We start from the raw sequence: 18,501 nt of genomic DNA, 5'->3' as shown, positions 1-18,501 counted from the left end.
TTATCCTTCGCCGATTCCATGAGCATCCCAACCTCACCCATGTGTGCGCAGAGATGGGTGTCTCGGATAAGACCCTGGCGAAGTGGGTCAAGGAAGCAGGGATGCATGATCGCTCCCGACCTGGGCGTCCCAGGCATCCCGGTCGGGACGAGTACCACCGGCTGCGCTTGGTCGGCCTCAAGAGAGAACAGGCCGCTGAGGCAATCGGTGCAGGACTCACCGCTGCTAAGCGCTGGGACCGTGCCAGCCAGGCGACCGGGTATAACAGCAACATGTCTCATGCCTGTGCTGACTCGGCCGCCCCTGGCTCTGATGATCGGTACTTGAGCCTGGATGACAGAATCCTCATCGCAGACCGTCTGCATCAAGGCCAGAGCCTAGCCGCGATCGCTCGAGAGCTGAGCCGTGCACGATCGAGCATCAGTCGTGAAGTCGCTCGCAACAGCACCCACGGGGGCTATCAGCCCTATGGGGCCCACCGGAAGACGCAGAACCGTCGGCCCCGCCCGAAGCTGCCCAAGCTCCTCTCCGATGGGCCGCTGAGGCGGTATGTATGGCAGAAGCTGCAACGTCGATGGTCGCCTGCTCAGATCAGTGCCAAGCTGGCTGAGGAATTCCCCGCAGACCAGGAGATGCACGTGAGTCACGAGACCATCTACCAGGCCCTGTATCTACAGGCCCGTGGTGGGCTCAGACGCGAAGTCCAAACCGCGCTGCGCACTGGCAGAGCCCGCCGTAGACCTACTGGTCAGCGCCGCAAGCCGCGCACACTGGGCGAGGAGATGATCATGATCAGTCAACGCCCCTCAGAGATCGAGGACCGGGCTGTGCCGGGGCACTGGGAAGGGGATCTGATCCTTGGCGCCGCCAACAGATCAGCGATCGCGACCCTGGTGGAGCGGCATACCCGATTCGTGATGCTCTGCCACCTGCCTGGTGATCACACCGCCGAGACGGTCGCTGCGGCATTGACTCAACGGATGGGCACTCTGCCTGCTCATCTGCGTGGCTCCTTGACCTGGGATCAAGGAGTGGAGATGGCAGAGCATCACAAGATCACGATGGCTACGGACCTGCCGATCTACTTCTGTGATCCCGCATCACCCTGGCAGCGCGGCTCGAATGAGAACACCAACGGGCTGCTGCGCCAGTACTTCCCTAGAGGCACCGATCTCTCCCTTCATGGTCCTGAAGATCTCGAACATGTGGCCAACGAGCTCAACGGCCGACCTCGCAAGACTCTGGGATGGAAGAACCCAGCTGAGTGCATGAAAGACTTACTCATCACCAGCTAGCCCACCCGCTGTTGCGACGACCCCTAGATTCCGCGGGTTCATAAGGGCCCAAACCGCGGAGTCAATGCAGGGGAGACCGCAGAAGGACCGCCTCAGATCGCTCGGGAGTAGTCTTCCTTGAGCGTCTGCAGGTGGAACCACGTCTCCATGCCGGTCACCCCGGGCAGACCCTTGAGGTCGTCGAGCCGGGCGAAGACGTCGGCGGGCACGGAGGAGGCGAGCGTTGCGATCAGGTCGAAGGGCCCCACGCTGAGTGCGGCGAACTCCGTCTCCGGGTAGCTCATGAGGCGCTGGGCGACCGAACTGTCATCGCCACCCAGATGCAGCCCGACGCCGAGCTTGACGCGCCGCGCCGTCGCGCTGTGGGTGACCACTGCGCTGATCCGCAGGATGCGGTCGTCGAGCATCCGCCGCACCCGGCTGCGCACCGCTGTCGGGGAGAGCCGCACCTGCCGGGCGAGGTCACGGTAACTGGTGCGGCCGTCATGTCGAAGGAGCTCGACCAGTTCGCTGTCGATCTGATCAATACGGCCTCCGCCCCCGTAGTCGGAGACGAAGGACCCACGGAGGACGTCGGTGTAGACGGCGGTGCGCAGGCGGGCCACCTGGGGGAAGGCCCGCACATGGGCCAACACGTCGAAGAGGGCGGCGTGGTCGGCGGCCCGGACCTCGACCACCAGGTCCTGGGAGCCGGAGATCGCCGAGACCAGGGGGATGTCGTCGCGAGCACGCAGCTCCTCGATCACCGCACCGAGTTCACCGCTGGCGGTGATGGACACGTGCGCCAGGCAGCTCTCGCCCAGGAAGGCCGGATCCGCCGCGGCGACGATCCGCACCGCCCCGGAGTCCAGCAGCTCCCGCACTCGTGCGGACACCACGGCGCGGGGGATCCCCAACTGCTCGGCCAGGGCCTGATAGCTCGCCCGCCCGTCCTCCTGCAGCGCGGCGATGAGCTCATCATCGACCGAAGACGCCATGCTTCCTCCTCTCCAGCGGTCGGGACCCGCCGAGAAACCCTCCCCTGCCAGAGAAGTCTGACAAAAACGAAGACAGTTGCCCCTACAGAGTCTCATATGGTGCACACCGGCACGACTGCAGTCACGAAAATGAAACAGATGCAGCGACCGGCGATACATCCACTATTGCCCTGTGACGGCCATCTCAGTAGATTCTCTGCAGAGCCGTCTGCCGATGACGCCCACTGTCGGCTCCGGACGTGCCAATCACCTCGATCACGCCCGGCCGTGAACCTCGCACCAGAACCCCGCACGAGACCAAGGATCCGCATATGACGATGTCGACACCGCTGCACGACGAGTCCGATGCCGCCCGCGCCGCCGGCGAACCCCCGCTGACGATGCTCAGCCCGGACTTCCCGTTCAGCTACGACCACTACCTGGCCAGCCCCGCCGGCCTGGGGCAGATCCCCCAGCAGGCGCACGGCACCGAGGTAGCCGTCGTCGGCGGCGGGCTGGCCGGCATCGTGGCCGCCTATGAGCTGATGAAGATGGGCCTGAAGCCGGTGGTCTACGAGGCGGCCGGAATCGGCGGGCGCCTGAAGTCCCAGTCCTTCGACGGCGCCCCCGACGTCGTCGTCGACCTCGGCGGGATGCGCTTCCCCACCACGGGCCGCGCGTTCTACCACTACGTGGACAAGCTGGGCCTGGAGACCCGCGCGTTCCCGAACCCGCTCTCCCCGGTCACCCCGTCGACCGTGATCGACCTCGCCCACGAGCCGGAGCCCACCTACGCGGAGACCGAGGACCAGCTGCCTCAGCTCTACCGCGACGTCGCCGAAGCCTGGAAGAAGGCGCTGCGCGACGAGGCCGAGCTCGACGCCGTCCAGGACGCCATCCGCCACCGGGACGCCACCGAGCTCAAGCGGCTCTGGAACGAGCTGGTGGCCCGCTTCGACGACGAGTCCTTCTACGGCTTCGTCGCCGGCTCCGAGGCCTTCAAGGCCCTGAGCTGGAAGCACATCGAGACCTTCGGGCAGGTGGGCTTCGGCTCCGGCGGCTGGGACACCGACTTCCCGAACTCCGTGCTCGAAGTCCTGCGCGTCGTCTTCACCGACGCCGACGACGACCACCGCGGCATCGTCGGCGGCGCCCAGCGGCTGCCCGAATCGCTGTGGCGCCACGCCCCCGAGGACATCGTCCACTGGCCGGTGGGCACCTCGCTGGAGTCCCTGCACGGCGGCGCCCCCCGTGGTGCGGTCACCGGCATCCACCGCGGCCAGGACAGCTCCCTGCCCGGCGGCGGCGTCACCATCACCGAGAAGTGGGGCCGCACGGTCACCTACCCGGCGGCCGTGGTGACCTGCCAGTCCTGGCTGCTCTCCGCCCGCATCGACACCGATGAGGATCTGTTCGCCCCTCAGATGTGGAACGCCATCGAGAAGAGCCACTACATGCTCTCCTCGAAGACCTTCGTGATGGTGGACCGCCCGTTCTGGCGGGACATCGACCCGCAGACCGGCCGCCCGGTGATGTCGATGACGCTGACCGACCGACTCCCGCGGGCCACCTACCTGCTGGACGAGGGCCCGGACAAGCCGGCGGCGATCCTGCTCTCCTACACCTGGAACGACGACGCCCTGAAGTGGCTGCCGCTGGACGCCGACGAGCGCACCCGACTGATGCTGCACTCGCTGCACAAGATCTACCCGAGCCTGGACATCGGCTCGCACATCATCGGCCAGCCGATCACCGTCTCCTGGGAGGCCGACCCGAACTTCATGGGGGCGTTCAAGAACAACCTGCCGGGCCACTACCGGTACCAGGAGAAGCTGTTCAACCACTTCGTGCAGAAGGACCTGCCGGAGCACCAGCGCGGCATCTTCCTGGCCGGCGACGACATCTCCTTCACCGCCGGCTGGGCCGACGGCGCCGTCACCACTGCGCTCAACGCCGTCTGGGGCGTCATGGACCACCTGGGCGGCTCCTCCCCCGCGCAGAACCCCGGCCCCGGCGACGTCTGGGACGAGCTGAAGCCCATCGCCCTGGACTGAGGCACCGCCTCCTCCCCCGCCTCCTGCCGTTCCCCCCGCCCCGCCTCCTCCCCGAAAGGACATCATGACCTCCCAGTCCTCCCCCGAGAACACCCCCACGACGCCGGTGGGCCCCCGCGACAGCTCGAAGACCCCGCGCTACGCGGGACGCGCCACCTACGCCCTGCTGCCGGAGCTGCACGAGGTCGGCCACGCCGACATCGCTGTGGCCGGCGTCCCCTTCGACACCGGCGTCAGCTACCGGCCTGGCGCCCGGTTCGGCCCCTCCCACGTGCGGGAGGCCTCGCGGCTGCTGCGCCCCTACAACCCCGCCCAGGACATCTCCCCGTTCGAAGTCCAGCAGGTCGCCGACGCCGGAGACCTGGTGGCCAACCCGTTCAACCTGGATGAGGCGGTCCAGCAGGTCGCCGACGGCGCCCGGGACCTGCTCAGCCGTGCGGACCGCATGGTCGTCATCGGCGGAGACCACACGATCGCCTACCCCCTGCTGCGCACCATGGCGGAGAAGCACGGCCCGGTCGCGGTGCTGCACGCCGACGCCCACCTGGACACCTGGGACACCTACTTCGGCGCCCCGGTCACCCATGGCACACCCTTCCGCCGCGCCTCCGAGGACGGCTACATCGATCTGACCGCCAGCGCCCACCTGGGCATCCGCGGCCCGCTCTACGGCAAGAAGGACCTCGACGACGACGCCCGCCTGGGCTTCGAGATCACCACCACTGAGTTCATCGAGGAACACGGGGTGCCGGCCGCCATCGACCGGCTGCGCGCCCGCCTGGGCGACCGACCCGTCTACATCTCAATCGACATCGATGTGCTCGACCCGGCCCACGCGCCGGGCACCGGCACCCCGGAGGCCGGCGGCATGACCTCCCGGGAGCTGCTGCGGATCATCCGCGGCCTCTCGGACCTGAACATCGTCGGCGCCGACGTCGTCGAGGTCGCCCCCGCCTACGACCACGCCCAGCTGACCGCCGTGGCGGCCAGCCACGTGGTCTACGAGCTGATCTCCGCGATGGGTCAGTCGAAGAACTCCCCCTCCGAGAGCGCCCAGGAGGCCTGAGACGATGAACCTCTACCGCCGCCTCGACCAGCACCTCGAGACCCACTCCGAGACGGGGCAGCCGGTCGTCGGTGAGCTCTCCGGCCGCCGGATCTTCATGATCTGGCTGGCCGCGAATCTGGTGGTCACCACCATGCTCACCGGAACCCTGTTCGTCCCCGGCATCGGCTACGGGGCCGCGGCCACCGCGATTCTGATCGGCACGTTGGTCGGGGCGGCGGTGCTCACCGCAGTCGGCGCGATCGGCACCCGCACGGGCCTGGCCACGATGGCGCTGACCCGCGGGCCCTTCGGACTGCGCGGCTCCATGCTGCCGGTGGCCGCCAATGTGACGGTCCTGATGGGATGGAGCTGGGTGCAGGCCATGCTGGCCGGCATCACTGTGGACCACCTGATCTCCGGGTTCACCGGCTGGTCCAACCCCGTGCTCTGGTCGGTGGTCTGCGAGATCATCGTGGTCTCCCTGGCGATCTTCGGCCACTCCGGGATCGCCAAGGTCGAACCCTGGCTGGCGGTCTTCATCCTGGCGGTGATGGGCTACGTGTTCTACCTGGCCCTCTCGGCGTTCTCCGTGACGGACTTCCAGGCGCTGCCGGAGGACCCCGAGGCCGGGATGACCTCGATCATCGCCCTGGACATCGTGATTGCCACCGCGATCTCCTGGACGGTGCTCTCCGCGGACTTCAACCGCTTCGCCCGCACCCCGCGGGCCGGCGTCGTCGGCTCCGGGCTGGGCTACACGACCTCCACGGTGCTGGCCATGCTGCTGGGGCTGACCGGGATCTCTTACCTGATCGCCTCCGGCACCAGCCCGGAGGCCTTCGACCCGGTGGCCTTCGTGGAGGGCTTCGGCACCCCGGTGGCCGTGGTGATCTTCTTCTCGGTGATGGCCACCAACACCATGGCCGTCTACGGGATGACGACGTCGGCGGTCGGCCTGCTGCCCGGACGCCGCTTCCGCTTCCTGCCCACCGCGCTGGTGCTGGGCGGCATCTCCGTCCTCGGTTCCACCTGGCTGGCGCTGCTGGACCAGTTCACCGACTTCCTGGTCATGATCAGCGCCTTCTTCATCCCGGTGTTCGCCATCCTGCTGATCGACTACTACGTGCTGCGTCGGGCCCGCTACACCCGGGACATCCTCGCCTCCGCCGGGGGCGCGTACTGGTACCGCCAGGGCGTGAACTGGCGGGCCTTCCTGGTGTGGTTCGCCGGTGCGGCCTCCATCTACTGCTGGACCTACGTCTGGCCCCTGGCCGTCGGCGCCTCCATCCCCGCGTTCCTGCTCAGCGCCGCCGCCTACCTGGCGCTGTCGTGGCACACTCGTTCCCCGGAGCGTGCGGCCACGGCCCCCTCCGACCCTGACACTTCCGCCCAGCTGTCCACCACAAGGTGAGGTCACCTGCTATGACACAGACAACCGCCCGACGGGCCGCCCCCCGCTTCCTCATCCCGTCCCTGCTGGGGATCATGATCTTCGTGGTGCCCATCCCCGACGGGGAAGGCTCGATCACCATCCCGGTGGCCTGGCTGGCCGGCGCCACCGAGGCCGGGCTGGGCGACGCCCTGGCCTGGCTGACCGTGGGGGTGATGGCGCTCTCGGTCATCGGCACCGCCGCCTTCCGCGCCCTCCCCGAGCACGTGCGAGAGCGTCCGCTGGTTCGCGCACTGTTCTCCACCACGCCGGTGTGGTTCGCGCTGCGCATCCTGGGCCTGATCTTCGGACTGCTGACCGTGCTGCAGGTCGGGCCGGAGTGGCTGTGGCACGAGGACACCGGCGGCCTGATCTTCGGGCTGGCCGCCTTCATGGTGACCGTGTTCTTCTTCGCCGGCTTCCTGCTGCCGCTGCTGCTGAACTTCGGGCTGCTGGAGTTCGCCGGGGTGATGCTGACCAAGGTGATGCGCCCGCTGTTCACCGTGCCCGGGCGCTCCTCGATCGACAGCCTCGCCTCCTGGCTGGGCGACGCCACCATCGGTGTGCTGATGACCAACCAGCAGTACGTGCAGGGCTACTACACCAAACGTGAGGCCGCCGTGCTGGGCACCACGTTCAACGTGGTCTCGCTGACGTTCACCATCGTCATCATGGGCTACCTGAGCCTGCAGCACATGTTCGCCCCCTTCTACGCGACCATCGTGGTGGCCGGCCTGGCCGCCGCAGTCATCATGCCGCGCATCCCGCCGCTCTCCCGGTTCAGCGACAGCTACGCCGACTGGATCCCGCAGGGCGGCACCGAGGCCGCCGTCGCCGCCGAGCACCAGACCGCCGTGGACTCTGACGCCGGGCAGACTGACGCCGGGCATGCTGACGCCGCCCAGACCGCAGCGACCGGGGCCGAGGCGACAGCCGACGTCGCAGCCGATTCCGCGGCGCGGTCATCGGCCCAGCCAGCACCTCGGATGATCCGTCGTGCCTGGGACAGCGCCTTGGAGCGCGCGGCGACCTCCCGGCCCAGCGACATCGCCCGGCGCGGCGGCTCGAATGTCCTGGAGATGTGGATCGGCATCATTCCGATCATCATGGCAGTGGGCACCGTGGCGGTGCTGATCGCCGAGCACACGCCGCTGTTCTCCTGGCTGGGCGCACCGTTCGTGCCGGTGCTGGAGCTGATGGGCGTCCCGGAGGCCGCAGCCGCCTCCGAGACCCTGTTCATCGGCTTCGCCGATATGCTGCTGCCGGCTCTGATCGGCACCGGCATCGAGGCGGAGATGACCCGGTTCATCATCGGGTGCCTCTCGGTGACCCAGCTGATCTTCATGTCCGAGGTCGGTGGCCTGCTGCTCGCCTCGAAGATCCCGGTCCGCTTCCACCACCTGGTGGCGATCTTCCTGCTGCGCACCTTGATCACCCTGCCGATCATCATCGGCCTGGCGCACCTGTTCTACTGATCGCGGCAGATCCTCCGCTCCGCGGACGCCCCGGCCGCCTGCAGCGGCTGGGGCGTCGGCGCCAGTGCGGTCCTCCTGAGTACCATCCGAGTGAGAATCATCTTCCTGAGAACGAGGTCCCATGAACCGTCCTCCGCGCCTGCTCGACGTCGTCACCGCCCACCGCCGCCTGCGCGGCCGGGTGCGCACCACCGCGGTGGAGGCCTCCGCCCCGCTCTCCGCGGAGACGGGCACCGAGGTGCTCATCAAATGGGAGAACCAGCAGGTCACCGGCTCGTTCAAGGCCCGTGGGGCGCTGAACACCGTGGACTCGCTGACAGCGGCGGAGCGCGCCCGCGGCGTCGTCACCGCCTCCTCGGGCAATCACGCCCAGGGGCTGAGCTGGGCGGCCGCGGCCCAGGGGGTGCCGGCCACGATCGTGGTGCCGGAGACCACCCCGGAGACCAAGAAAACAGGGGCGCGGACGCTCGGGGCGGAGCTGATCGTCCACGGCGCCTCCTACGACGACGCCGAAGCCCACGCCTGGACGCTCGCTGAGGAACGCGGCGCGGTCTATGTGCACTCCTATGACGATCCGCGCATCATCGCCGGACAGGGCACCGTGGCGCTGGAGGCGCTGCTGGAGCACCCCGACCTGGAGGCGTTGGTGGTGCCGGTCGGCGGGGGCGGACTCATCTCCGGGATCGCCGTGGCGGCCCGGGCGATCAGCCCGGGGATCCGGATCATCGGCGTCCAGCCCGAGGTCTCGGCGAAGTTCGGCGCCAGCTTCGCCGCCGGGCACCGTGTGGACGTCCCCTATCGGTCCTCCTGGGCGGACGGCCTGCCGGGAGACATCGGGGAGCTGAACCTGCAGCTCGTACTGGAACACGTGGACGACTTCGTGGCGGTCTCCGAGGACAGCATCGCTGAGGCCGTCGCCTGGCTGGCCCGGCATCACCGGCAGATGATCGAAGGCTCCGGGGCGGTCGGCATCGCCGCGTTCCAGCAGGGACTGCTGGAGGATCTGCGCGGGAAGAAGGTCCTGACCGTCGCCACCGGCGGCAACATCGACGCCGACCGGTTCGCGGAGTTCCTGCAGGGCTGGCCCCAGCGCCCCTGAGTCAGTGGCCCCCTCGTTGAAGGGGTCTGGCGTTGTGCGTGCTCGCCTCGATCAAGTCGAGCACGCACGACTCCAGACCACCTCAGCACGTGCTCAGCACGTGCTCAGCACGTGCTTGCCGCGCCCTCAGCGCTCCCAGGCGACCACGCGGGCCGGGGCGCCGTCGCACTCCTCCAGCGGCAGCGGGAAGATGCCGATGGTGTGTTCGCCGGTCGGCAGCCCGCGCAGCCCGGTCAGGTTCTCCACGATCAGCCCGTCCTGCCCCAGCACCACCTCATGGACCGGGAAGCCGGGCCCGTCGGCGGGAGCGGCGGAGCAGGTATCGCCGTCGCTGGTGTCGCCGTCGCCCTCCCCCTCGGGGCCGTGGGTCAGATCCGGGCTCAGCGCGTCGGTGCCCAGCACCCTCATCCCCCGCGTCCACAGCAGCGCAGCGGCCTCGGCGCTCAGCCCCGGATGCTCCCGGGCGCGGTCCGTGCCGAAGAAGGTGTCCCAGCCGAAGCTGAGAAAGACCCGGGGCGGCACGTGCGGCGGAAGCAGCGGCTCCAGCTGCTGCAGGGCGACCAACCGGCCGGCGTCGGCGTCGACGTGGACCACCAGAGTGGGACCCACCAGCTCCTCCAGCGAGATCTCTGAGGTCGTCCGCCCTCCGGGCACCGTGTGCGACGGCGCGTCCAGATGTGTGCCGGTGTGGGTGCCGCAGGACAGCCGCGCGACGGCCACGCCGTCGTCGGCCAGGGTGAGCCCGGGCCCCAACGCCACCGCGGGGTCCCCGGGGTAGACCATCATGGCGTCATGGACGGGTCGGCTCAGGTCGAGCAGCCCCGGCCCCTCCGGCGGCGTCATCAGCGGCGTCATCAGCGGCTTCTTCATCGGCGGCTTCAGCCTGCGCAGGCGGCTCAGTCCTCGCCGCCCGCGATCTCCGGGTCCACGATGGTCAGCAGCCGCTTGTTCACGAACTCGTCCATGCCCAGCGGGCCCAGCTCCCGGCCGAAGCCGGAGCGCTTGACCCCGCCGAAGGGCATGTCCGCCGCCTCAGAACCGGCCACATTGACGTTGGACATGCCCACCTCGAGCTGCTGGGCCACGCGCAGCGCCTGGGCGCGATCCTGGGAGAACACCGCCCCGCCCAGGCCGTAGGGCGAATCGTTGGCCAGGCGCACCGCCTCCTGCTCGTCGCGCACCCGGTAGACCGTCAGGACCGGACCGAAGAGCTCCTCGTGGAAGGCATCCATCTGCTCAGTCACATCAGTGAGCACGGTCGGCTGCAGCCAGGCTCCCGGCTGGTCCGGCCGCTCGCCCCCGGCACGGATCACCGCGCCCTGCTCGGCGGCGCGCCGCAGCTGGGCGTGCAGCCCGACGGCGGCCTCCTCCGAGGACAGCGGATAGTAGCGTCCCGGCTGCGGCTCCACCGGGTCGCCCGGCTCCAGCCCGGCAACGGTCTCCACCAGGGTGTCCACGAACTCGTCGTAGATGTCGTCGGCGACGATCAGCCGCTTGTTGGAGGTGCAGGCCTGCCCCATGGTGTCCAGGCGCGTCTCCACCGCTTCTCGGGCCGCGGCGGCGACGTCGTCGGCGGAGAGATAGATGTGCGGGTCCGAGCCGCCCAGCTCCAGCACGACCTTCTTCAGATGCCGCCCGGCGATGGCGGCCACCGCGGAACCGGCACGCTCCGAGCCGGTCAGGGACACCCCCTGGACCCGAGGATCGCCGATGATCCGCTCCACCTGCTCGTGGGTGACGAACAGGTTCTGATACACCCCGGCGGGAAGGCCGGCATCGTCGACGAGCCGCTGCAGGGCCAGGGCGGCCCGCGGGCAGGACTCGGCGTGCTTGAGCAGGATCGCGTTGCCCAGCAGCAGGTTCGGAGCGGCGAAGCGGGCGATCTGATAGTAGGGGAAGTTCCACGGCATGATGCCCAGCAGCAGGCCCAGCGGCCGCTTCTGGATCACCGAGCGGCGCCCCTCCTCCACCTTGAGGACCTCGTCCGCGCCCAGATGCGGGCCGTTGACCGCGTAGTACCGGAAGATGTCGATGCACTCCTGGATCTCACCGTCAGCCTGATCCAGGGCCTTGCCCATCTCGGTGGAGGCGATGACCGCCAGCTCAGTGCGGCGCTCCTCGAACAGGTCGGCGATCCGGTGGGCGAAGACGGCACGGTCCTCGATGTCGAGGCCGCTCCAGGGCCCGTGGGCCGCGTACCCGGCCGCCAGCGACTCCTCCAGGTGGGCGTCGTCGACGACGTCGAAGGTCTCCAGCACTGTGTTGGTGCGCGGGTCACGGGACCGGTAGGCGGGGCTTGCCCCGGTGCTTCCCCCGGGTCGCGAGTCGGTGCTCGTCGCGGCGTGTGTCTCAGTCATCGTCTTCGGCTCCTCAGTGACGGCTCTTCAGTGACGGCTCATCCAGCTGGACAGTGATCGTCCCGCCGTCCGCCCTGCCGTGGTCGACGGCGGAACGGACGGCGGGACGGACGGCGGTGGCCAGATCCATGGCCGGACCGCGGGTCGGGCCGTGGATCAGACGGCGGACCAGTCGACGCTGAGGTACTGCACCTCGGTGAACTCCTCGATCCCGAAGCTGCCGCCCTCACGGCCGATGCCGGCCTGCTTGACGCCGCCGAAGGGTGCGCTCGGGTCGGAGACGATGCCACGGTTGACGCCGACCATCCCGGCCTCCAGCCTCTCACCGATCTGCATCGCGTGCTGAAGGTTCCCGGCGTAGACATAGGAGGACAGGCCCACCTCGGCGTCGTTGGCGCGGCGGAGCATGTCCTCCTCGTCGGTGTAGATGACCACGGGCGCCACCGGACCGAAGATCTCCTGGCCCAGGATGTCGGCGTCGGCGGGCACGTCGGCCAGCAGGGTCGGGGCCACGAACGCCTCGTGGTCCAGGCCCGCACCCTCCGGCAGCGCAGCCTGGTGGGCGATCCGCGCCCCCTGCGCCACCGCACCGTCGATGAGCTCGCGGATCTCCGCGGCGGCCCGGGCATGGATGACCGGGCCGATGCCCGCTCCGGCGGCGGGGTCGCCCAGCTGCAGCTGCTCGATGCGCCGACCGAAGGCCGCGACGAACTCCTCGGCGACGTCGGCGTGGACGTAGAACCGGTTGGCCGCCGTGCAGGCCTGGCCGGAGTTGCGGAACTTCGCGACCATCGCGCCTTCGACGGCGGCCTCGACGTCGGCGTCCGCGGCCACGATGAACGGCGCGTTGCCGCCCAGCTCCATGGAGGTGTTGACCACCCGCTCGGCGCACTGGGCCAGCAGTCGGCGCCCCACCCCGGTGGAGCCGGTGAAGGAGAGCTTGCGGACTCGGTCGTCGGCCAGCCAGGCGGAGACCACCGTTGAGGCGCTGGAGGAGGCGGCCACCTGGACCGCCCCCTCGGGCACGCCGGCCTGCTGCAGGATCTCAGCGATCGCCAGGGCGGTCAGCGGGGTCTCGCTGGCGGGTTTGAGCAGCACGGTGCAGCCGGCGGCCAGCGCCGGGGCGATCTTCCGGGTGGCCATGGCGGCCGGGAAGTTCCACGGGGTGATGAGCACCGCCACACCCACCGGGTGGCGGGTGACCACATTGCGCACACCGCCGGCGGGGGCGACCCCGTACTCGCCGGGGGCACGGACGGCCTCCTCGGCGTACCAGCGGAAGAACTCGGCGGCGTAGGCCACCTCCGCGGCGGCGTCGGCCTGCGACTTGCCGTTCTCGGCCACGATGATGTCGCGCAGCCGCTCGGCGTCGTCGAGCATGCCGCGGTGGGCGGCCATCAGGATCTCCGCACGCTTCCGCGGGGCCACGGTCCGCCACTGCTCGAAGGCGGCCTGGGCGGCGTCGACCTGGGCGGCGGCCTCCTCGGCGGTGTGGTCGTGGACGGTGTCGATCACCGCACCGGTGGCGGGATTGCGGACCTCGAACTCAGTCATGGTGTCCTCCAGAGGGTGTTGTGAAGCGGGTGGGGCGGGCCGCCGGCTCAGGCGGCGGCCAGCGCGTCGAGGATGATGTCCAGGCCCTCGGTGAGCAGGTCCTCGCCGATGGTCAGCGGGGGCAGCAGGCGGATGACGTTGCCGTAGGTGCCGCAGGTCAGGGTGATGACGCCGGCCGCACGCGCGGCGGCCGCCACAGCACCGGTCAGGGCGGCGTCGGGGGCCCCGGTCTCCGGGTCCACCAGCTCGACGGCGAGCATCGCCCCGCGGCCGCGGACTTCGCCGATGCGCGGGTCCTTCTGCTGGGCCTCACGCAGCCGGCCGGCGGCGATCTCCTCGATGCGACGTGCCGTGGCGGTCAGGTCCTCGGCCTCGATGGTCTCGATGGCGCCCAGGGCGGCCGCGCAGGCCACCGGGTTGCCGCCGTAGGTGCCGCCGAGGCCGCCCGGGTGGGCGGCGTCCATGATCTCGGCGCGGCCGGTGACCGCGGACAGCGGCAGGCCACCGGCGATGCCCTTGGCGGTGGTGATGATGTCCGGGGTGATGCCCTCGTCCTCGCAGGCGAACCACTGGCCGGTGCGGGCGAAGCCGGTCTGGATCTCATCGGCGATGAACACGATGCCGTTCGCGCGGCACCACTCGACGATCGCCGGCAGGAAGCCCGGGGCCGGGGCGATGAATCCGCCTTCGCCCTGGATCGGCTCGATGATGACGGCGGCGAGGTTCTCCGCCCCTACCTGCTTCTCCAGCTGGTCGATGGCCCGCTCGGCCGCAGCGGCGCCGTCGAGGCCGTCACGCAGCGGGTAGGAGCCCGCGGCACGGTACACCTCGGGCGCGAAGGGGCCGAAGCTGTGCTTATAGGGCATGTTCTTCGCGGTCAGCGCCATCGTCAGAGTCGTGCGGCCGTGGTACGCGTGGTCGAACGCGGCCACCGCCTGACGGCCGGTGTAGGCGCGGGAGACCTTGATGGCGTTCTCCACGGCCTCAGCGCCGGAGTTGAACAGGGCGGTGCGCACCTCGCCGTCGACGGGGGTCAGCTCGGCGAGCTTCTCGGCCACGCGCACGTACCCCTCGTAGGGGGTGACCATGAAGCAGGTGTGGGTGAACTGGGCGACCTGCTCCTGGACGCCGGCGACCACGCGCTCCGCGGAGGCGCCGACGTTGGTCACCGCGATGCCGGAGCCGAGGTCGATCAGCCGGTTGCCGTCCACGTCCTCGATGATGCCGCCGTCGGCGCGCACCGCGAAGGTGGGCATCACGGAGGCCACGCCTGCCGGCACGGCGGCACGCTGACGCTCAAGCAGCTCACTGGCCCGGGGGCCGGGGATCTCCGTGGCCAGGTGGCGGGACTGGGGCAGTGCAGTCATGGGTCCTCCTTGAGGGACGGGCCGGCCGGCTCCGATGTCGGCGCGGCTGCGGGCGATGGTTCTCCTGCAGTGATCGTCCCCCATTCAGCTCATGCCGTCTAATGCCTGTGATTGATGCAGGGTATGCTTTCGAGGCATGGACTCCCGTCTGCTCCGCTATTTCGTGGCCGTCGTCGAAGAAGGCGGCGTCTCCGCAGCCGCCGACTCCCTGCACATCACCCAGCCCGCGCTCTCCCGGCAGATCCGCGGGCTGGAGGCTGACCTGGGCCTCACCCTCTTCGACCGCGGCGAAGGACGCCTGCGGCTGACTCCCGAAGGCCGTGAGTTCCTAGAGACCGCCCGTACGGTGCTGCAGGCCCACGCCCATGCCCGGGACTTCGCGGACCGGCTGGCTTCCGGGGAGCTGCGCAAGGTCTCTCTGGCCTCGCCGCGGACCACGCTCATCGACGTCGTCGCCCCCTTCGTGGCGACCTTCACCCACCAGGATCCGGTGCCCTCAGTGGTGGAGATCGGCGGCGACGAACGCCCCCACCGCCTGGTGGCCGACTATGACCTGGTCATCGCCCCGCAGTCCCCGGGCGACGATGTCGCCTCCCGGCTGATCGCCCAGCTGCCGGTGTGGGCCTATGTGCCCACCGATCACCGCTGGGCGGACCGCGAGGAGATCCCGCTGGAGGAACTGGTCGACGAGCAGCTGGTGGTCACCGCCGCCGACTTCAAGGCCCGTCGCCTGTTCGACGCCGCCCTAGATCTGGCGGATCTCACTCCGCGCAGCCTGCTGGAGGTCCGGCACGGCCGCGTCGCCCAGGCGCTGGCCGCCGCCGGCCGCGGCGCCGCCGTCGTCACCGACGACCCCCATTTCTCCCTGGTGCCGCTGCGCATCCTCACCGACGGCGGGAACGGCCGCTGTCCGCTGCACATCCGCCTGCACGCCTCCTGGCGGCGGGGCCATCATGCCACCGAGGCATTGGAAGGGCTGGTGGCCCGACTGCGGGACTTCAGCGCCCAGCGCTACGGGCCGACGGTGGACTGACGCCCCGGCCACCGAGCTCACACGGCGGACAGCCTCAGCGCCGCGCCCATGCCGGGGCGTGCTCGGGGCGCACACCGACGCCGATCACCCAGGGCATCAGTCCGCTGAGCCGGGGAACCCTGCGCACCAGTCGTGCCACCGGCGCAGGAACCTCCGGCGGGGCGTCCGCGGCGAAGGTGGCCTCCAGCTGCCGGTGGACCTGGGACTGCAACGCCTGGGTGAGACGGGTCGGCGGCATGCGGCGGCGCTGCACGGCGGCGACGTCGGCATCGGTGATCACACCCCGGCGCAGCGGCTCCGCCAGCAGCGTCGCGGCCGCGACCCCGTCCTGCACGGCGAGGTTGACCCCCACTCCCCCGGCCGGGGACATCGCATGGGCGGCGTCGCCGAGGCACAGCATCCCGCGCCGCCACCACCGGGTGAGCCGGTCCATGCGCACGTCGAGGAGCTTCACGTCGTCCAGCTGGAGCCGCCTGGCGGCCTCCGCACAGTCGGGCACGGCGGAGGCGACCTCCTCACGCAGAGCTTCCACCCCGCGGGCGCGCAGCCGTGCATCTGCGCCCTTCGGGATGAGCATGGCCGCCTGGACGTAGCCCCCGCGTGGGATGGGCAGGATCGGATGGGCGCTGGTGAGGCTCGGCAGTATCGTCCCAGCCATGCCGAGAGACCTGTCGAGGGTCCCGCTGGACTCGAGCCGGAACCACCAGACGTCCAGCGACACCGGAAACGAGACCGCCCGCAGACCGGCCAGCTCGCGCACCCGCGAGGCCCTGCCGTCGGCGGCCAGCGTCAGCAGGGCGGGGATCTGTTCGTCTCCAGCCGGTCCGCGCACCGTCACGCCGGTGACCTGGGCGGCGCTGGAGGCGCTGGAGGCGCTGTCGTCGTCGTGCTGCGACCCGTCAGGCTCTGAGCCGTCCCAGAGCAGCCCGGTGACCTCGGTGCCCAGTCGCAGCTCGAAGCTGGGCTCGTCGGCGGCGGCCTCTGCCAGCAGGTCCAGGAACTCCCACTGCGGGGCCATGGCGATGTAGGGATAGGGATGACACAGGCGGGAGAAGTCCACCATGGTGACGCGGCCGCCGTCGGAGGCAGGAAGACGGGCCGCCTGGACGCGCTGGTGCGGCACACTCGCTTGGAAGCGCGGCATGAGCCCCAGCTCGTCCAGGAGCTGCAGGGTGCTGGGGTGGATGGTGTCGCCCCGGAAGTCGCGCAGGAAGTCCTGGTGCTTCTCCAGCACGACGACGTCGACTCCGGCCCGGGCGAGCAGCAGTCCAGCGATCATTCCGGCCGGTCCGCCTCCGGCGATGACGCAGCTGCGTGCCTCTGACATGCGGCCATCCTCGGCGGAGCCGCAGGCGACGGCAAGGGTTGCCGGACCGGGCAGCCATCGCCGACCGCAGGAGGACCGCACCCTGCTGAACCAAATTGTTGGACAATCTATTGCCCGGATTGTTGAACAACCACTACGCTGTGGGAGACGCGCGTCACAGAGACCGGAGGCATCGGAGACCGACCCCTCGCGGCCACTCACGCGCAGGCCGCGCCGACCACCCACCTGCCCCCACCCGGAGAGCGATCCCATGGCTGAGACCACCGCCGAGACCTCGGCACCCGCCGCCACGCGTCGGCGCACCCGACGCACAGCCCTGCTGGGCGCCATGTTCCTCATGGCCACCAGCGCCGTCGGCCCCGGATTCATCACCCAGACGGCGACCTTCACCCACCAGCTGGGCGCCGCCTTCGCCTTCGCCATCCTGGTCTCCGTGCTGATCGACATCGCCGTGCAGCTCAACGTGTGGCGCGTCATCGGTGTCTCCGGCCTCTACGCCCAGCACCTGGGCAACAGGATCCTCCCCGGAATCGGCTGGGCGCTGGCGGTGCTGATCTTCTTCGGCGGTGTGGTGTTCAACATCGGCAACATCGCCGGAGCCGGCATGGGACTCAATGCGCTGGCTGGGTTGGACGCCCGCATCGGCGGTGCCCTCTCCGTGGCCATCGCCCTGCTGATCTTCCTCTCCAAGCGCGCCGGCATCGCCCTGGACCGTGTCGTCGTCGCCTGCGGGGCGCTGCTGATCCTGCTGATGATCTCCATGTCCATCACCACCGCGCCCCCGGTGGGCGAAGCGCTGAAGCAGACCGTCCTGCCCGAGCAGGTGGACTTCTTCGTCATCACCACGCTGGTGGGCGGGACCGTCGGCGGATACATCACCTATGCGGGCGCCCACCGGCTCATCGCCTCCGGCAACACCGGCCCGGAGAACGTCCGGGCCATCACCCGCACCTCCGTGATGGGCATCGTGGTGGCCAGCATCATCCGCTTCCTGCTGTTCCTGGCCATCTTCGGCGTCGTCACCACCGGAGTGAGCCTGGCCGAGGACAACGTGGCCGCCGAGGCCTTCGGCGCCGCCCTGGGCGAGATCGGACTGCGCATCTTCGGCCTGGTGTTCTGGGTCGCCGCGATCACCTCGATCCTCGGCGCCACCTTCACCACGGTCTCCTTCCTGACGACGCCGAAGACTTCGGAGCGGACCAAGAACCTGTACTTCGCCGGCTTCCTGGTGCTGACCTGCTCGGTGTTCCTCGCCCTCGGCCAGGCACCGCAGACCCTGCTGATCATGGCCGGGGCGTTCAACGGCGTCGTGCTCCCGCTGGGCTTCACGGTGGTGCTCTACGCGGCGTGGCGCCGTCGGGATCTCCTGCAGGGCTACCGTTACCCCCGGTGGCTGCTGATCATCGGCGTGCTGGCCTGGCTGCTGACGCTCTACATGGGGGCGAACTCCCTGACCGGTCTGGCCGAGCTGTGGATGACCGGCTGAGCCTGCCGGTGGCCGAAGGCT

The 18,501-nt window shown here is 69.7% G+C and carries 14 protein-coding genes; 8 read left to right on the top strand and 6 right to left on the bottom strand.

Features of this window, described 5'->3' with window-relative positions; translation table 11 throughout:
• Window positions 1-101: 101 nt before the first annotated feature.
• Entirely contained in the window at window positions 102-1,295 is a 1,194-nt protein-coding gene (locus ACYVKI_RS01025; protein WP_460689372.1) for an IS30 family transposase, read from the top strand.
• Window positions 1,296-1,387: 92 nt separating this feature from the next.
• Here ACYVKI_RS01025 and ACYVKI_RS01020 read toward each other — a convergent pair whose 3' ends face one another.
• Window positions 1,388-2,272 carry an Lrp/AsnC family transcriptional regulator gene (locus ACYVKI_RS01020; RefSeq protein WP_460688489.1) on the bottom strand — a complete coding sequence of 295 codons (885 nt, stop codon included), beginning with the start codon at window positions 2,270-2,272 and terminating at the stop codon, window positions 1,388-1,390.
• A gap of 311 nt (window positions 2,273-2,583) precedes the next feature.
• Between ACYVKI_RS01020 and ACYVKI_RS01015 the strand changes: the two genes are divergently transcribed.
• The 5 genes from ACYVKI_RS01015 to ACYVKI_RS00995 all read left to right on the top strand — a co-directional run bounded on the left by ACYVKI_RS01015 (window position 2,584) and on the right by ACYVKI_RS00995 (window position 9,356).
• Window positions 2,584-4,305, top strand: coding sequence for a flavin monoamine oxidase family protein (locus tag ACYVKI_RS01015; protein WP_460688488.1), 1,722 nt, complete (start codon window positions 2,584-2,586; stop codon window positions 4,303-4,305).
• A 64-nt stretch (window positions 4,306-4,369) separates the two neighbouring features.
• Window positions 4,370-5,371, top strand: coding sequence for an agmatinase (gene speB / locus ACYVKI_RS01010; RefSeq protein WP_460688487.1), 1,002 nt, complete (start codon window positions 4,370-4,372; stop codon window positions 5,369-5,371).
• Between the two features lie 4 nt (window positions 5,372-5,375).
• Window positions 5,376-6,764, top strand: coding sequence for a purine-cytosine permease family protein (locus ACYVKI_RS01005; protein WP_460688486.1), 1,389 nt, complete (start codon window positions 5,376-5,378; stop codon window positions 6,762-6,764).
• Window positions 6,765-6,775: 11 nt separating this feature from the next.
• Complete coding sequence (locus tag ACYVKI_RS01000; RefSeq protein WP_460688485.1) at window positions 6,776-8,257, top strand: YjiH family protein; 1,482 nt, start codon at window positions 6,776-6,778, stop codon at window positions 8,255-8,257.
• Between the two features lie 121 nt (window positions 8,258-8,378).
• Window positions 8,379-9,356, top strand: coding sequence for a threonine ammonia-lyase (locus ACYVKI_RS00995; protein ID WP_460688484.1), 978 nt, complete (start codon window positions 8,379-8,381; stop codon window positions 9,354-9,356).
• Between the two features lie 126 nt (window positions 9,357-9,482).
• Here ACYVKI_RS00995 and ACYVKI_RS00990 read toward each other — a convergent pair whose 3' ends face one another.
• The 4 genes from ACYVKI_RS00990 to gabT form a co-directional block, all read right to left on the bottom strand.
• Entirely contained in the window at window positions 9,483-10,226 is a 744-nt protein-coding gene (locus ACYVKI_RS00990) for a cyclase family protein (RefSeq protein ID WP_460688483.1), read from the bottom strand.
• Window positions 10,227-10,252: 26 nt separating this feature from the next.
• Entirely contained in the window at window positions 10,253-11,713 is a 1,461-nt protein-coding gene (locus ACYVKI_RS00985) for an NAD-dependent succinate-semialdehyde dehydrogenase (protein WP_460688482.1), read from the bottom strand.
• A 156-nt stretch (window positions 11,714-11,869) separates the two neighbouring features.
• Window positions 11,870-13,267 carry an aldehyde dehydrogenase family protein gene (locus ACYVKI_RS00980; RefSeq protein WP_460688481.1) on the bottom strand — a complete coding sequence of 466 codons (1,398 nt, stop codon included), beginning with the start codon at window positions 13,265-13,267 and terminating at the stop codon, window positions 11,870-11,872.
• Between the two features lie 47 nt (window positions 13,268-13,314).
• Window positions 13,315-14,634, bottom strand: a complete 1,320-nt coding sequence (gene gabT, locus ACYVKI_RS00975; RefSeq protein WP_460688480.1) for a 4-aminobutyrate--2-oxoglutarate transaminase — start codon at window positions 14,632-14,634, stop codon at window positions 13,315-13,317.
• A gap of 136 nt (window positions 14,635-14,770) precedes the next feature.
• Between gabT and ACYVKI_RS00970 the strand changes: the two genes are divergently transcribed.
• Window positions 14,771-15,667: a LysR family transcriptional regulator gene (locus ACYVKI_RS00970; RefSeq protein ID WP_460688479.1), complete on the top strand. Its 897-nt coding sequence runs from the start codon at window positions 14,771-14,773 to the stop codon at window positions 15,665-15,667.
• 34 nt (window positions 15,668-15,701) lie between these two features.
• Here the strand turns inward: ACYVKI_RS00970 and ACYVKI_RS00965 are convergent, their stop codons facing one another.
• Window positions 15,702-16,994: an FAD-dependent oxidoreductase gene (locus ACYVKI_RS00965; RefSeq protein WP_460688478.1), complete on the bottom strand. Its 1,293-nt coding sequence runs from the start codon at window positions 16,992-16,994 to the stop codon at window positions 15,702-15,704.
• Window positions 16,995-17,244: 250 nt separating this feature from the next.
• Here ACYVKI_RS00965 and ACYVKI_RS00960 point away from each other — a divergent pair, with 250 nt between their 5' ends.
• Complete coding sequence (locus tag ACYVKI_RS00960) at window positions 17,245-18,480, top strand: NRAMP family divalent metal transporter (RefSeq protein WP_460688477.1); 1,236 nt, start codon at window positions 17,245-17,247, stop codon at window positions 18,478-18,480.
• Window positions 18,481-18,501 lie beyond the last annotated feature (21 nt).

Source organism: Nesterenkonia suensis, assembly GCF_054782935.1.
The sequence above is the reverse complement of the archived record's forward strand: the minus strand, read 5'-3'. Positions and strand labels throughout refer to the sequence as shown.

Coding starts and splice junctions, on each gene's coding strand:
- ACYVKI_RS01025 (WP_460689372.1), top strand. CDS start 102: ATGCATGATCGCTCCCGACCTGGGCGTCCCAGGCATCCCGGTCGGGAC.
- ACYVKI_RS01020 (WP_460688489.1), bottom strand. CDS start 2,272: ATGGCGTCTTCGGTCGATGATGAGCTCATCGCCGCGCTGCAGGAGGAC.
- ACYVKI_RS01015 (WP_460688488.1), top strand. CDS start 2,584: ATGACGATGTCGACACCGCTGCACGACGAGTCCGATGCCGCCCGCGCC.
- speB (WP_460688487.1), top strand. CDS start 4,370: ATGACCTCCCAGTCCTCCCCCGAGAACACCCCCACGACGCCGGTGGGC.
- ACYVKI_RS01005 (WP_460688486.1), top strand. CDS start 5,376: ATGAACCTCTACCGCCGCCTCGACCAGCACCTCGAGACCCACTCCGAG.
- ACYVKI_RS01000 (WP_460688485.1), top strand. CDS start 6,776: ATGACACAGACAACCGCCCGACGGGCCGCCCCCCGCTTCCTCATCCCG.
- ACYVKI_RS00995 (WP_460688484.1), top strand. CDS start 8,379: ATGAACCGTCCTCCGCGCCTGCTCGACGTCGTCACCGCCCACCGCCGC.
- ACYVKI_RS00990 (WP_460688483.1), bottom strand. CDS start 10,226: ATGAAGAAGCCGCTGATGACGCCGCTGATGACGCCGCCGGAGGGGCCG.
- ACYVKI_RS00985 (WP_460688482.1), bottom strand. CDS start 11,713: ATGACTGAGACACACGCCGCGACGAGCACCGACTCGCGACCCGGGGGA.
- ACYVKI_RS00980 (WP_460688481.1), bottom strand. CDS start 13,267: ATGACTGAGTTCGAGGTCCGCAATCCCGCCACCGGTGCGGTGATCGAC.
- gabT (WP_460688480.1), bottom strand. CDS start 14,634: ATGACTGCACTGCCCCAGTCCCGCCACCTGGCCACGGAGATCCCCGGC.
- ACYVKI_RS00970 (WP_460688479.1), top strand. CDS start 14,771: ATGGACTCCCGTCTGCTCCGCTATTTCGTGGCCGTCGTCGAAGAAGGC.
- ACYVKI_RS00965 (WP_460688478.1), bottom strand. CDS start 16,994: ATGTCAGAGGCACGCAGCTGCGTCATCGCCGGAGGCGGACCGGCCGGA.
- ACYVKI_RS00960 (WP_460688477.1), top strand. CDS start 17,245: ATGGCTGAGACCACCGCCGAGACCTCGGCACCCGCCGCCACGCGTCGG.